General features: G+C 41.6%; 10 protein-coding genes and 1 pseudogene. 5 read left to right on the top strand and 6 right to left on the bottom strand.

Annotated features, from left to right (window positions below; translation table 11 throughout):
• Nucleotides 1-133: 133 nt before the first annotated feature.
• Both nhaC and mbcS read left to right on the top strand, forming a co-directional pair.
• On the top strand, nt 134-1627 hold the full coding sequence (nhaC, locus tag CNQ82_RS02025) for a Na+/H+ antiporter NhaC (RefSeq protein ID WP_123143862.1): 1494 nt from the start codon (nt 134-136) through the stop codon (nt 1625-1627).
• Between the two features lie 589 nt (nt 1628-2216).
• On the top strand, nt 2217-3806 hold the full coding sequence (gene mbcS, locus CNQ82_RS02015) for an acyl-CoA synthetase MbcS (protein ID WP_123143860.1): 1590 nt from the start codon (nt 2217-2219) through the stop codon (nt 3804-3806).
• A gap of 165 nt (nt 3807-3971) precedes the next feature.
• Here mbcS and putP read toward each other — a convergent pair whose 3' ends face one another.
• Together putP and CNQ82_RS02005 are read right to left on the bottom strand one after the other, a co-directional pair.
• Complete coding sequence (gene putP / locus CNQ82_RS02010; RefSeq protein ID WP_123143859.1) at nt 3972-5519, bottom strand: sodium/proline symporter PutP; 1548 nt, start codon at nt 5517-5519, stop codon at nt 3972-3974.
• A gap of 1056 nt (nt 5520-6575) precedes the next feature.
• Nucleotides 6576-6767, bottom strand: a complete 192-nt coding sequence (locus CNQ82_RS02005) for a hypothetical protein (protein ID WP_095102928.1) — start codon at nt 6765-6767, stop codon at nt 6576-6578.
• A 181-nt stretch (nt 6768-6948) separates the two neighbouring features.
• On the opposite strand from CNQ82_RS02005, the gene CNQ82_RS02000 reads away from it, so the two are divergent.
• Together CNQ82_RS02000 and CNQ82_RS01995 are read left to right on the top strand one after the other, a co-directional pair.
• The gene (locus CNQ82_RS02000; RefSeq protein ID WP_123143858.1) at nt 6949-7998 is read left to right on the top strand and encodes an ABC transporter permease; all 1050 of its coding nucleotides are present in this window, start codon (nt 6949-6951) and stop codon (nt 7996-7998) included.
• A 15-nt stretch (nt 7999-8013) separates the two neighbouring features.
• Entirely contained in the window at nt 8014-8697 is a 684-nt protein-coding gene (locus CNQ82_RS01995) for an ABC transporter ATP-binding protein (protein ID WP_123143857.1), read from the top strand.
• Between the two features lie 462 nt (nt 8698-9159).
• On the opposite strand, the gene CNQ82_RS01990 is transcribed toward CNQ82_RS01995, so the two are convergent.
• From CNQ82_RS01990 to mqo, 3 genes and pseudogenes are all read right to left on the bottom strand, one after another.
• Nucleotides 9160-10314, bottom strand: a complete 1155-nt coding sequence (locus tag CNQ82_RS01990; RefSeq protein WP_123143856.1) for a M20 metallopeptidase family protein — start codon at nt 10312-10314, stop codon at nt 9160-9162.
• A gap of 77 nt (nt 10315-10391) precedes the next feature.
• Entirely contained in the window at nt 10392-11912 is a 1521-nt protein-coding gene (locus CNQ82_RS01985; protein ID WP_123143855.1) for an AbgT family transporter, read from the bottom strand.
• A 215-nt stretch (nt 11913-12127) separates the two neighbouring features.
• A pseudogene (mqo, locus tag CNQ82_RS01980) lies at nt 12128-13615 on the bottom strand (malate dehydrogenase (quinone)).
• 298 nt (nt 13616-13913) lie between these two features.
• On the opposite strand from mqo, the gene CNQ82_RS01975 reads away from it, so the two are divergent.
• Nucleotides 13914-14723 carry a CPBP family intramembrane glutamic endopeptidase gene (locus tag CNQ82_RS01975; RefSeq protein WP_123143854.1) on the top strand — a complete coding sequence of 270 codons (810 nt, stop codon included), beginning with the start codon at nt 13914-13916 and terminating at the stop codon, nt 14721-14723.
• A gap of 104 nt (nt 14724-14827) precedes the next feature.
• On the opposite strand, the gene CNQ82_RS01970 is transcribed toward CNQ82_RS01975, so the two are convergent.
• Entirely contained in the window at nt 14828-15829 is a 1002-nt protein-coding gene (locus CNQ82_RS01970) for an NADP-dependent oxidoreductase (protein WP_164711984.1), read from the bottom strand.
• Nucleotides 15830-15845: the final 16 nt, after the last annotated feature.

The following is a 15845-nucleotide window of genomic DNA, read 5'->3' as shown; positions in this document are numbered from 1 at the left end:
TGTTGACACTGTTCTTTCTGAAAATACATTTCCTAGTAATTAGATAGACTATTTAGCTCGGGAAAAGTGTTGAAAGCGGTTTCTTTATTATGTATGATTACACTAAACAAACATAAGGGGTGTGGTTTATGTTATGCAAAATCAGGAAGAGAAGAATGCAAATGTAGAGAATAAGGAAGCTGTTGAAAAGCAGCACAAGCCATTAGGGGTCGGCGCATCGGTATTGACATTGGGGATTATGATTGCGGCAATGTTATTTACGGTGGCGGTCTTGAAGAAGGAACCGCATATACCGTTGATGATTGGGACTGCTGTAGCGATTGGTGTCACGATGTTGCATGGTTATAAGTTCGATGAGGTTGAAGAGATGATGTATAAAGGGATCAGGCATGCTTTGCCGGCGATTGTGATTATCATCTTGGTCGGCTTGATTATTGGTTCATGGATTGGCAGCGGCGTTGTTGCGACGATGATTTATTATGGTCTGCAATTGATTGATCCGCGTTATTTCTTAGCAGTAGTCGTAATTTTATGTGGCATTGTAGCTCTGGCAATAGGGAGTTCTTGGTCGACGATAGCTACTGTGGGGGTAGCTTCCATGGGTATCGGTATTAGCATGGGAATTTCTCCTGGTATGATTGCAGGTGCAGTTATCTGTGGTTCGTACTTTGGTGATAAGATGAGTCCTTTATCTGATACAACGAACTTGGCTTCTGGTTTAACAAACGTAGATTTGTTCGACCACATTAAACATATGATGTATACAACGATTCCAGCGCTTGTCATTACGGTTATTACTTTCTTCTTCTTAGGTCAGCGCTTTGGTAATAAGCACTTTGACCCTAAAAATATTGAGAAAATTTTGACAACTATACAAGATAACTTTGTCATCTCACCTTGGTTGTTATTGATTCCGTTGGCAGTTATTGTGTTAGTTATCTTTAAAGTTCCGGCGATTCCAGCGATTTGTGTCGGTATTGTCTTAGGTTTCTTTGCGCAAATCTTTGTGCAAGGTGGTTCATTAACTGATGCCATGACAGCGTTGCAAACTGGTTATACTATGGAATCTGGTAATAAAATGGTAGATGAGTTATTTAACCGCGGTGGTTTGGAATCGATGTTCTATACGATTTCCTTAACCCTTGTAGCTATGACTTTCGGAGGTGTACTTGAATATTCAGGTATGTTATCAGCATTAATCAATGTGATCTTGAAGTTTGCGAGAAACACAGGTTCATTGATTGCTTCTGTTATCGTATCTTGTATCGGTACAAACTTCACTTGTTCTGAACAATACATTTCAATTATTGTTCCAGGACGTATGTATGCAGATGCTTTCAAAGAAAAAGGCTTGCATGCGAAGAACCTATCTCGTGCTTTAGAAGATGGGGGCACACTGACGTCCGTCTTCGTTCCTTGGAACACATGCGGTGTATTCATTGCTTCAACACTTGGTGTAACCGTCTTTGAATATGCACCGTTTGCTATCTTGAACTTCTTAGTACCGATTATCTCAATCATCTTTGCTTATACTGGCTTCAAGATTATCAAATTGCCAAAAGAAGATAAAAAAGGTGCAGATGTCGGAAAAAAGGCAGCCCTGCCTAAAGACGCAGATTTAGTTTAGGTGCGGAAAGCAGCGGTTAAGATTTGAGTAATAAGAAGCAAGAAGAGGAAACCGTTCTTTGGTTTACCTCGCCTTGCGTACTTATTACCGAAAATCTTGCTGCTTGAAGCCCGATTATTAGAAAAAGGTGCTTGAGAAGACGGTTTGATTCCAAGCAATAAGGAGAAGCAAGCAGAAACTGCTCTTTAGTTTCAGCGCGCTTCGCACTTATTGTCGCGGAATCAGTCTTCGAAAGCCCGTCTATTAAAAGCATTCTAAACATACCAGAGTCTCTTGCACGTCAGTGCAGAGGCTCTTCTTTATTTGTTCTACCGCTTTCTAGGCGCCTTCGAAGAGCGCCTCCACGTCTTGACGCACACCGGGATATGGATGAACGTTTTGTGCAGCTATAACGGCCCGGCCGAAGCTTTCTTCTGCACGTGTCTGGCGCTGTTTAGCTACTTGTCGATATAAATGTGTAGAAGAAAGCGTTTTCCCGCAAGGGGCAAAGAGTCTTTACTTATAATATGGTTTTAAGATTGCTAAAATGAAGGGGTATTCTTTTTTCGTGAATTGGAAATTTGTGTTTTTTGATAGGAGGATTTGTAAGATGAACAAACCGGATTTGGTCGCACCTCGTCATTTCAATATTGTGTCTGAGATTGAAAAGTATGCGCAGGATGAGTCGAAGGTTGCGATAATATTTGAAGATAATGCGGGTAATGAGACGAAGGTAACGTATGCGGATTTAATTCGCAAGTCGAACCGCATGGGGAATTTGTTTAAGCAGCATGGTTTGAAGAAGGGTGACACATTGCTCATCAAGATGGAGCGCAGTATTGAGACGTATGAGGTCTATATTGCGGCGTTGAAGTTAGGTGTTGCGTTGATTCCGGCTTCTGAAATGTTGCGTACGAAGGATTTGCAGTATCGTATTACGCACGGTGAAGTGGATGCGGTGTTATCTATTGCTGCTGGTGCGGATGAGTTTGACGGTGTCGATGAGTATGATGATTTGATGAAATTTATTATCGGCGGTCAGAAGGATGGCTGGGTTGATGTAGATCAGGATGTCGAGTCGCAAAGTGATGTGCTTGAGATTGCTGATACGGATCGTGATGATGTCGCGTTCTTACCTTATACATCTGGGACAACTGGCAATCCTAAAGCTGTCGTGCATTCGCATGGCTGGGGATATGCGCATATGCAAATGGCGCCGAAACATTGGCTGAATATTCATGAGGATGATATTGTCTGGGCCACTGCTGCGCCTGGTTGGCAAAAATGGGTCTGGAGTCCTTTCTTGTCTACGATGACTTCTGGCGCTACTGCGTTTGTGTATAATGGACGCTTCGACGGCACGAAATATCTTGAGTTGCTTCAAGATTACCAAATTAACGTGTTGTGCTGTACGCCGACTGAGTATCGTATTATGGCGAAATTGCAGGATTTAGGCCAATACGATTTATCGCATTTACATGATGCGGTTTCTGCTGGCGAACCGTTGAACCAAGAAGTGGTTGAGAAGTTCCAAGATACGTTTGATATCACGGTGCGCGATGGTTACGGCCAAACTGAAAGTACTTTATTAATTGGTTTGTTAAAAGACGTACCTGGACGCCCTGGTTCAATGGGGAAAGCGATTCCTGGCAGTGGTGTGCTGATTGTCGACGATGAAGGTCAGCCGGTAGAAGCTGGTGTAGTTGGCAATATTGCAGTGCCTGTCGATTTACCTGCTTTATTTAAAGGTTACTTTAAAGATTCTGAACGTACTCAAGAACGTGTAGCCGGCGATTATTTCTTAACTGGCGACCGTGCTAAAGAGGATGAAGATGGTTACTTCTGGTTCGAAGGCCGTGCAGACGATATTATTATCAGTTCTGGTTATACGATTGGACCGTTCGAAGTTGAAGACTCATTAACGAAACATCCTGCTGTGAAGGAAACGGCAGTTGTCGCAAGTCCGCATGAATTGCGTGGTAATATTGTAAAAGCGTTCGTCATCTTGCAAGATGGCTATGAAGCGAGCGACGAATTAGTGCGCGAGCTTCAGCACTTCGTGAAATACGATGTTGCGCCGTATAAATATCCGCGTGCGATTGAGTTTGTCGAGGATCTGCCGAAGACAAACTCTGGCAAGATTCGTCGTGTTGAGTTGCGTGAAGCTGAAGTGGAAAAATACAATCGCGAGCATGAGTAATTGATAGACTGCTCGGATGTCATGAGATATAAATATTGGGAAGGTCCGGCATGTGTTGTCGGGCCTTCCCCTTTTTGGTTTGGTAACTTGTTTTGTTGTATATATGTATAAAAATGCCCGGTTCATGGCTTTCCTTTAGGAACCTACCATGACCCGGGCTAACGTTTATGAATGCATTTCCGTATTGATGGTTTCTTTTACCGTATCCATGTCTTTATTGACATCGATGTTTGGTTTCTTAGTCATCTTACTTACGATGATTGTCACGAGGACGCTCGCGATGATGCCTGGAATGATTTCGTATAGGTTGAAGAAGTCGTTGGTTTCGCCGAGTGGTTTCGCAAAGACAATCCACAGGATGACGACGATAGCGCCTGCAAGCATACCGCTGATTGCGCCTGTTCGACTCAAGCCTTTCCAGTATAATGACATCACGACTAGCGGTCCGAATGCAGCACCGAAGCCTGCCCATGCGTTGCCGACGAGGTTCAAGATAGTGTCGTTCGGCGACCATGCAATGGCGATGGAAATACATGCGACGACTAGTACTGAGAGACGTCCTACGAGCAAGAATTCTTTCTCGCGTTTCTTCGCAGCGTCTTCTCCGCGAATGAGTTTATAGAAGTCCTCTGTTAATGAGCTGGATGTCACGAGTAGTTGTGATGAAATGGTACTCATGATTGCAGCTAAGATAGCGGCTAGTAAGAAGCCGCCGATTAATGGGTGGAATAGAATTTGTCCCATCAGGATGAAGAGTGTTTCTGGGTCTTTCAATTCTACACCTTTATCTTTGACGAATGCGATACCGATTAAGCCTACGAATACTGCCCCAATCAAGCTGATAGCCATCCAGCCGATGCCGAAGCGGCGTGCTGTTCGCAGTTGTTTAACGGATTTGATACTCATAAAGCGCACGATAATATGCGGTTGGCCGAAGTAACCTAATCCCCATGCGAAGAAAGAGATGATTCCGATGACTGTTGTTCCTTTGAATAAATCTAGGTTAGTCGGTTTCAAGTCTGTCACTTGGTCAAATGTGTCTAGTCCATTTAATTTCAGAAGTGCCACGATTGGTACCATAACCATTGCAATCAGCATAATGACCCCTTGGAAAAAGTCTGTGAGTGACACCGCAAGATAGCCCCCGAAGAAGGTATACGCGATAACGATTACTGAAATTAAGATTAAGCCCCAATGATAATCTAATCCGAAGGCACTGTTAAAGAGTTTGCCGCCTGATACCATACCTGCATGTGTGTACAGTGTAAAGAAGACGACGATTATTCCCCCGGAAATAATCTTGATAAGATTCGAATTGTCAGCTAAGCGGTTACGGAAAAAGTCTGGCAAAGTGATGGCATCGCCTGCTTGTTCGGTATAGACGCGAAGCCTCGGTGCGACTACGATATAGTTGATGTAAGCTCCGAGTGTCAGACCTATCGCTAACCATGCTGCTGAAAGACCAGTAGAATAAACCTCACCTGGCAAGCCCATAATCATCCAACCACTCATGTCAGATGCGCCTGCTGATAGTGCTGTAACGTACGGCCCGATACTGCGGCCGCCGAGCATGTATTCGCTCACGTTACCTGTCGCCTTTTTATAGCCGTACCACCCGATGACAAGCAAGATTAAGAAATATGCCCCAATCATAATGTACGTTCGCCAGTCAGGATTCACCTGCTGGGATAGTGTTGCTCCTAAAGTAAACATGTCTAAAATAACATCCTTTCAAATTATTGTAATAAAATGTACGGATCGTTCTTAGGCATTACAAGATGCTGAAGGAGTGCGCTAACGGCATGCATTACAGATGAACTGTCCCCACGGTTCATCACATGTCTCAAGATAATATTTTGGATACTCACTGAAGCATTTAACGTTGATGGTGAGAGTGTCGTGAGAGTATTGCGAAAGCGGTTACTTATCGTTAAATTCTAGATTCGAATAAATTATGTATTACAGCAATTACGCAATTTCAGTTTTCTCTTTTGCTGTGATGATACATAGTGAAATGATTACCCCTATCATTCAATATGATTCAGAATCTTGTGACTAATCAAAATATTATTTTGAAATCCTTCATTCCCTTGCAACAAATAATTATTAACTTTTTAGCAAAGACGTTTATTAGCTTAACATAACCAATTTTTTTATCAAATTGCACATAACGAAATAGGCGTGATTTGCCCCATTTTTCTGAAAAATAAATACGCGTTCGTGACTAAAGTATCAGTGGTTACAGTGATTTCGAAAAAATTTTTGAAAAAATTTTAGTTTAGAGGGTTATTGAGGGGTGAAATGTAATTATTTAAGGTGTATTTTTCTAGCCTTAATATTAAAAAGAAGACCACTTACCAATTAAGAAAGTGATCTTATACCTTAAATTCTATTAATTTGACGAGAGATAAGTTGCGGTTTTGCTTCTATCACATCGAGATGACTCAAGTTCAAACTTTGTCTGGTTGTTTCTGAACCAATAAAGAACGCTTGTGCAGCATGATTAGATAACTAGATATATAATTCTAACACTTTGCGTCCGTTTAATCTGCGGAGTAAGTTTAGACTTCCCTCTCTCTTACTTCAGACAAACCGAAGTCTGACCTTCTTCGAGTTTCGTGTGCGTCACGGATGACCTGGATTGGACCACAGTATATAATTAGACCCCTAAGTTAGTATCCTAACTCGAGGGTCTAATCTAAGATATAGTATTATTTGCTTGTAGACAATGCCGCACATTGTCGATTTCTTTATATATATATAAGTGTATTAGAAAAATGGAATCACTTTACTCGCTTCAATAATATCCTTCGTATAAAAGAATTGTTTCCCTTGTCCTGTATAGGCGGGTTCTAAAATCATATTCGTCTTCGCACTATACAACCAATCTGGGTGGAGATTGCTACTTAAGATTTCTTGGAATTCTTGAAACTCCTTGGTCCAATCCAAATTGATTTCCATTTGATTCACCTCAATTTGTTCAGTTTCTACAATAAAATTTTGACTCAATTCTTTATTTTTTTCAAGTTTTAATTGTGCGAATAAAAGGAAATTTTAATAGATGATTACTTTCAATTAATGTCATCCTCGCTTACAATTAGTCTAATCACTATTATTTCACTTAACAAAGGGGGTTCTACATATGTTCTTAGCATGGAATGAAATGAAACGAAATAAATTGAAATTCGGTTTAATTATCGGTGTGTTAATTATGATCAGCTATTTGCTCTTTTTATTATCAGGCTTAGCGAACGGCTTGATTAATATGAACCGAGAAGGCATTGATAAGTGGCACGCTGATGCTATCGTCTTGAATAAAGATGCGAATCAGACCGTGGAACAATCTATTTTTGATAAAAAAGAAGCTGACCATACCTTTAAAAAGTCCACTTTACTAAAGCAGACAGGTGTGATTGTTTCAAATGGCAAGAAAGAAGAAAACGCCCTATTATTCGGTGTTTCTAAGGATTCTTTTTTAATGCCGAAAATCATTCAAGGGCATAAGTTTACCAAAGATAATCAAGTGGTCGCAGATGAAACTTTAAAAGAAAAAGGATTTAAAGTTGGAGATCAATTATCTTTATCACAATCTGACGAGAAATTAAAAATTGTCGGCTTTAGTGAAAGCGCAAAATATAATGCTTCTCCTGTTTTATTTTCAAATTATCATACACTTCAAGAAATCAATCCTAAAATGACTGTGGATAAAACCAATGCAGTAGTAGTGCGGGATAAACATTGGAAAGATGAGAAATTAAATTCTGATTTAGAAGCAATCGGCATCGAAAATTTCGTGCAAAACTTGCCAGGCTATAAAGCACAGAATCTGACGCTTAATTTCATGATTACATTCTTGTTTATCATTTCAGCAACGGTCATCGGCATTTTCCTCTATGTCATTACCTTGCAGAAAACAAACTTATTCGGTGTCTTGAAAGCGCAAGGATTTACGAACGGTTACCTGGCGAAAGTCGTTTTGGCACAAACCTTTATTATCGCCTTAATCGGTACATTGATTGGTTTAGGCTTAACGCTGTTGACCGGCTTATTCTTACCAAGTGCAGTGCCTGTCGCATTCAACCCGGTTACCTTAGTCATTTACGGTATTGTCCTAATTGTCGTTTCCCTCGTCGGCAGCTTATTCTCAATTTTGACCATTCGCAAAGTAGATCCGCTGAAAGCAATAGGATAGAGAGGAGTGAAAGCAATGTTAGAATTTAAAGATGTCACGAAATCATTTAAAGACGGTAATAGAACGATCGAAGCTGTCAAACCGACGACTTTGAAATTTGATAAGAGCGAACTCATTGGCATCATCGGTCCATCAGGTTCAGGCAAGAGTACCTTTCTGACGATGGCCGGCGCCTTGCAAACACCATCATCCGGTGAAATTATTATTAACGACAAAGATATTACACACTTGTCGCAGAAACAATTGGCCCGCACACGTATGGAAGATATCGGCTTTATTCTGCAAGCCACAAACCTCGTTCCTTTTTTAACAGTTAAACAGCAATTCATTATGCTGAAAAAGCAAAAGAAAGATGTGTTAAGCGATGAAGAGTTGTCTCACCTGATGGAACAGTTGGGACTGACGGAAGTGGAAAATAAATTGCCGAGCGAGATTTCCGGCGGACAGAAGCAGCGTGTCGCTATTGTGAAAGCACTGTATACTAAGCCTTCGATTATCTTGGCCGACGAACCGACCGCTTCTCTCGACACAGAGAACGCTATGGAAGTCATGAAGATTTTGAAAAAAGAAACCCAAAAAATGCATAAAACGTGTATAGTGGTCACACATGATGAGCGATTGATGAAATTCTGCGACAAAGTGTATCACATGCATGATGGCGTGTTGCGTGAAACAAATGAGGAAAGAGACTGGACTTAAATGTCCCGCCCTAGTGGACTAGAATAAAGGGAGCAGCTTGGAACAAGCACGTTGTTTATTTAAACAGCGACTGCCAGTTCAAAAATGTGGGCCAGGACATTATTTTGTCCTGGCCCTTCCTTTGTGGTAGATGTGTTGAGTGCATCTTGGCCAATATATCCGTTTATTGGACATGTTTGCTTCATTTTTGGCCAATATATCCATTTATTGGACACGTTGCCTCTCATCTTGGCCAATATATCCGTTTATTGGACACGTTGCTCTCATTCTTGGCCAATATATCCGTTTATTGGACACGTTGCTCTCATTCTTGGCCAATATATCTATTTATTGGACACGTTGCCTCTCATCTTGGCCAATATATCTATTTATATCGTGAAAATATCTAAAAAACACTCGATTCTAGACACTACTCCATCCAAAATGTCCAAAAACCGCCAACCTCACATCTCCCCACCTACTCTATTTATAATGTTTCGCCACTTCAGTAAACATATCGAAGGCCATTTCAAATGATGCTTCATTCAAAGCAAACCTCGGATGATGATGCGGTCTATCGTATTCGCCTTCTGCTTGTCCCGCTCCGATAAATGCATATGTACTTGGTACAATATTCGAGAAGGCACTGAAATCTTCTCCGCCCATCATCGGATCTCTGGTTACTACTTTTCCTGGGAAATAAGTTTCAGCCAACTGTTTAACCCAGCGCGTTTGTTCCGGATCGTTATAAACACTGTCGTAGCCTACTTTGTAATCTAATACATATTCAGCACCAACACTCTCGCAGGTACTCTTTAACAAACGCTCCATTTGAGTCATCACGAGATGGCGGTTTGCTTGAGTGGTCGTGCGCACAGAGCCGCCGAGTTCTGCTTTATCCGCGATGACATTTTCAGCGCCGAAAGTCCCTGCTTGAAAGATTGTATTCGACACTACTACTGGGTCAAAAGGATAGACTTGGCGTGAGACGATAGTTTGTAAGGCATTCACAAATTGCGCACCTAATACCAATGGGTCAATCGCCATTTCCGGCATACTCGAATGACCGCCACGACCTTGTATCGTAATGTGGTAAATATCCGAGTTAGCACTGGCAGGTCCTTCTTTAATGTCGATCAGTCCTAATTCAAGCTGTGTCCATAAATGATGACCGTATATAAAGTCGAAATCATCAAAGTAGCCTGTGGCCACCATTTCACGTGCACCGCCTGGGATTAATTCTTCGGCATGTTGAAAGATACAATGGACCTCATTAGGAATAGTTTCTAAGTGATCATTAAAGTAATGCACAGCGCCGAGCAATACGGCAGTATGCCCATCATGACCACACGCATGCATGACGCCTTCATTTTGAGATACAAAGTCAAATTCTTCGCGCTGTTCGGTTACTGGCAAGGCATCGATGTCTGCACGCAAGCCGATTTTCTTACCTTGCCCTTCATTGAATACAGCCACGGTGCTTGTTTCGGTCAGTTCAACGACTTTGCAATGCTCCATTTCACGCAGTTTAGATCGGATAAATTGTGCAGTTTCATATTCTTTAAAAGAAACCTCTGGATGTGCATGCAGATGTCTGCGATAGGCTATAATTTTGTCTTGATATTGTTCGTAATTCATAGTGTTGTCCCCCTTCTTGTTCTGATGAAATCTTTATCGTGTCCCCGCTCTCCAAGGCTTTCTTTTCCCAAATGGGTTTATGGAAGGTGGATGGGACCGCCTGGACCGACTGGAATGCCGAGCAGGTACCATAGTATCAGCAACAATGTCCAGAAGATGCCGAATGCGACTGAGTAGGGCATGAGTGCGGCGATGAGTGTGCCGATGCCGATGTCTTTCTGATAGCGTTGTGCGAAGGATAGGAGTAACGGCAGGTAGGGCATCATGGGTGTGATGGGGTTCGTGATGGAATCGCCGACTCGGTAGATGACTTGTGTAAAGGCGGGATGGTAGCCGAGCAGCATGAGCATGGGCACGAGTATGGGTGCGAGTATGGCCCATTTGGCTGAGGCGCTGCCCATCAGCATGTTGATGCCTGCTGAAAGTACTAAGACGCCGAGTATTAAGATGACGCCGTTTGCGCCTTTGAGTACTTCTGCACCTTTGATGGCCATAATGGTACCGAGGTTGCTCCAAGTAAAGTAGGCCAGCATCTGTGCGGCGAAGAAGACGATGACGATGAAAGGTCCCATGGTACTCATGGCGTCTCCTAGCATTTCAGCGAATTGGCGTGTGGTACGCATGGTTTTGGCTGCGAATCCGTAAATGAGTCCGGGTACTAGGAATAAGATGGTGATAATCGGCACGATTCCGTTCATCAGTGGTGAATCATTGATTAGGCTGCCTGTCTTCGCGTTACGCAAGATGCCGTTTTCGGGAATAGCTAAGGCTGCGATAATGATGAGGACAATGACTAAACCGATATTGGCAAATAGCATGGCGCGACGTTCTTGTTTGGTAATATCGTCTTCCTCTTCGTGAACGGAACTGTCATAGTTTCCGAAACGCGGGATAACAATTTTAACGGTCACAAACCAGGCAACTATGAGCAAGAGTAAAGTAGAAGCGCATAGGAAGTAATAGTTCATGGCTGCGTTGACATGCATTGAATCACTTACTAGCTTTGCGGCTGGTTCGGTAAAAGAAACCACGAGTGCGTCCGTCATCCCGATAACGAGACTGGCTGAGAAACCGCCGAGCGCTGAAGCGTAGGCCATTACAAGACCAGCAATCGGATGGTAACCTAGTTTAATAAAAATCATGGCTGCGATAGGTGGCAATACAATGGGCGCAGCGTCCCCTGCTGCGTTACCGAAGATTCCCACTAAAATAATAACGGGAACGATAATTTTCTTCGGTGCTTTTTCAATGGTGTATTTCATGACTGTTTCGAAGTAACCTGTCTTTTCCGCAATGCCTACCCCAAGCATTACGACCAGTACAAGTCCTAACGGTGGAAAGGTCGCAAAGTTATTGACCGCTTCTGAAATCATCTTCGCAATTCCGCTTGGCGTCAATAGGTTGACTGCTTCCACGACTTTTCCATCTGCCGGATTCTTGGCTTTGACGCCCAGTGAACCTGTAATGACTGAGGCGATCAAAATAATGACACAGAGTGAGATGAAAATCACGACTGGATCCGGCAATTTATTACCTGACTTTTCGATAATATCTAGCGACCTGTCAACAAACCCTTTTTTCTTCTTTGCTTCTGACATACGCATACCCCCTGAAAAAGATGTAAGTTGAAACTAGTATATCGGTAAAGTATTATATTGTGCAAATAATTCTGAAAATTGTGATTATAAAGGTTAGCAAACAAGATTGAGGGAATAATAAGAAGGTTGGATAGGAGGACGTGCCAATTTATGAGGATATAAAAAAGGTAAAAACCAAATAGCGGTCTTCACCTTTCATGAAATCATCAATCTATTTATTTTTTATTCAAGTCTAATGCTTCAGCTGAATCTTTGCGTACTTTATGCAATAAGTCTGTATCTTTAATTAATGATTGACCGTAAGATGGCACCATTTCTTTAATTTTCGGTGTCCATGCTTCCACGTATGATGGGAAGTTTTGTTCAATGATATCTAAAGCTACAGATACTGAAGTTGAAGCCCCTGGTGATTCGCCAAGCATAGCAACAACTGTGTGGTCTTTAGAATGTACGACTTCTGTACCGAATTGAATGAAGCCTTTACCGAATTCTGGTGTGTCTTTAATTACTTGAACACGTTTACCAGCAATGTGTAATTCCCAATCTTCATCTTTCGCGCTAGGAACGAAGCGACGCAATTCTTTCATGCGGTCTTCTTTCTTCATCAACAATTGTTGGATTGAGTATTTCACTAATGGCAAGTTTTTCAAACCGGCTGAAGTCATTGTTAAAATGTTGTCTTTGTTCAATGAACGGAATAAGTCCAAGTTTGAACCATGTTTCAAAAATTTAGGACCGATTGCTGCAAATGGTCCGAATAATAAACTTTTCTCGCCGCGAACATAACGACGGTCTAAGTGAGGCACTGTCATTGGCGGTGTGCCTGGTGGTTCTTTGCCATATGCTTTGGCATCGTGTTCTTTAACCACTTCTGGGTTTTTACATACTAAGAAAGCACCGCTGATTGGGAAGCCGCCCAAGTTTTTGCTTTCTTCGATTTTAGTTTTTTGAAGTAATGGAATTGCTGCGCCGCCTGCACCGATGAAGATATAATCTGCAACGTGTGTAGAAATTGTATTGTCATCTAAGTTGCGCACTTCCACTTCCCATTTTTTGTCGCCAAGTTGTTGGAAGCCGATAACTTCATGACGATAATTCAATTCAGCGTTGTTATGTGATTCTAAGTTTTTCGCAAGTTTACGAGTTAATTCACCGAAGTTAACGTCTGTACCTTCGTTAATTTTACTTGCGGCAATCGCAATGTTTTCTTTACGATCTTTCATCATTAATGGCATCCACTCTGCTAATTTTTCACGATCTTGAGTGAATTCAATGCCTTCGAACATTGGTAAATCTTTCAAGGCTTCATAACGTTTTTGTAAGAATTGAACGTTGCGGATACCTTGTACGAAACTGATGTGCGGAAGCGGTGTAATAAATTCACGAGGATTAGAAATCGCATTCGTTTTCACTAAATGTGCCCAGAATTGTTTAGAAATCTCGAATTCCTCATTAATTTCTTTCGCTTTTTCCACATCAACCGAACCATCCGGTTGCTCTACTGTGTAGTTTAATTCGCATAATGCGGCATGCCCAGTACCAGCATTACTTGTATCATATGAACTTTCTTGCGCAGGTCCATCTAAACGCTCGAAAAGTTTAACATTTCAGTTGGGTTGAATTTCTTTTAAAAATGAACCAAATGTAGTGCTTAAAACACCAGCGCCAATTAAAATGACGTCTTTACTTTCTGATTGACTCACTTTAAAACCACCTTCCTTAAATTTAAAGTTAATCTTGTTGCAGATAACACTACTTCCCTTTTCATCCTTATTGTAGAGTACATTCGTCTATATTTAAAATAAAGCGTTTGTGTTTCTCTGATATTTAAAAAAGAAAGCATCTTTGTACATCTACTATCATAAAACTTAGCAATCTACACTGTCAATCACTTAGTCATCAGATGTTTAAAATTTATACACATTTTGAACACTTTATATAGAATTAATACGAATATGTTACACTATCCCTAACCTAACAATCTTAAGGAGGCTTCACCTGATGTCAGAGTATCCATCTCATACAACAAGGCGCCGTTATCAACTTATTCGTCGGCCGCGTCAGGCACAACCTGGCGCAACTAAGAATAGGCCCCCTAAAGGCAATATCGCCGTCAATATTCTTATTTTCATTGGTTTCATGTTTGCCACACAAATCCCGACAGCTGTAGCCGGTGCGATTGCTGCATATGTGGCTTTCAGTAAACAAGCCCACGCCGCTGTGTTTATCGTCTTGATTCTTCTTTACATTGTTGTCACAGGACTCATGGCTTGGTTAATTACTTGGTACTACCGCAAACGCGGCTATGAAAAAATGAAAGCTGTCCGTCTGCAAGATTTCGGAATCAGTGTTTTGTACTTTATCGGTTTACGTGTTTGGACCACTGTATGTGCGGTAGCTGCCACAGCTATTTTCCATACGGATAGTTCCGCTAACGATAAAGCACTTATGGAACAAATTGATAATTTAACGCATTTCAGCAATCCGATGGTCGTGATTGCACTCGCAATTTTCTTGATACATATTACGTTTGTTGCACCTTATTTTGAAGAAGTAACGTTCCGCGGTATTTTCAAGGAAACGATTTTCAGACGCTTTTCTTTCTGGTGGCCGATTCTTCTTTCCTCAGCCATCTTCTCGCTGAATCATATGCCGAACAATATCATCTTCTTCCTATTATACGGAGGAATGGGCGCCGCATTCTACATGGCTTACAATCGCCGTCGCAATATCTGGGACAGCTACATGGTCCATATGCTCAATAATGGAGTGGCAAGTATAGCTATTGTCTTCGTACTGATTTATATGTAAAAGAAAACGGTAGAGTTGAAGGAAATAGGAAGGAGTGATTCATCCTTTCTGTCTCGCTTCTCTCTACCATTTATTTTTTTAAAAAAATGAGACTGCGCGCAGTCTTAATCTTCTATTTTTACAACGACTTTGCCTTTCGCATGTCCTTCTTCAGAGTACTCTAAAGCTTTCTGCGTATCATGGAATGGAAAGACTTTATCGATGACAGGTTTAATTTCCTGTTCCTCGATCAAGTTGGTTATCGTACGTAACTGTTCACCACTTGGATGCATTAAGAAGAATTCATAGTGCACGCCGTATTGTTTCATCAATTTACGTACATTGCGAGACATGTACCACACACCTAGACGTTGGATGGGTTTCAGATGCATCTCATCCGCAAATTTATTAGTAGGCGGGCCGACTAATGAAGCGATGGCACCGCCCCGTTTTAAGATAGTGAAGGCTTTATCTAGATTCTCACCAGGAATTAAATTAAATACACCATCATAACCTGACAGTACATCCCAGAAATTTTGTTGTTTATAATTGATAATTTCATCGGCACCTAGAGACTTCACGAGCTCTTCTCCACGATCACTTACAGTGGTTGCCACGTGCAAGTCCATTACCCTTCCGAGCTGGATTGCGAACGTACCGACACCGCCTGAACCTGCTTGTACGAGCACTTTATCATCTTTTTTTAAATGCATAATTTCATGAAAGGCTTGATAAGACGTTAAGCCGACTAAAGGAATGCTTGCCGCTTCCACGAAATTTAAATTCTCCGGCATCGGTGCAATGTCATTATGACTCAACGCAAAATATTGTGCGAACGTACCGATCTTATCCTTGCCTGGTCGACCATACACTTTATCGCCGACTTTATAATCCGTAACATCTTTACCTACCTTTTCGATCACGCCTGCAAAATCATTTCCTAAAATTAGCGGGAAACGATATTTCATGACCATCTTTAAATCGCCGTCACGTATCTTGAAATCTACTGGATTGACACTTGCTGCTTTTACTCTTACCAAGACGTCTTCTGTGCCTACTTCTGGAATAGGTAATTCTTTCATTTGCACGGGTTGTTTACCATATTTATCTACAGCCATTGCTTTCATTGTTTCAGTCATTACC

Source organism: Staphylococcus debuckii (assembly GCF_003718735.1).
GTDB classification, from domain to species: domain Bacteria; phylum Bacillota; class Bacilli; order Staphylococcales; family Staphylococcaceae; genus Staphylococcus; species Staphylococcus debuckii.
The sequence above is the reverse complement of the archived record's forward strand: the minus strand, read 5'-3'. Positions and strand labels throughout refer to the sequence as shown.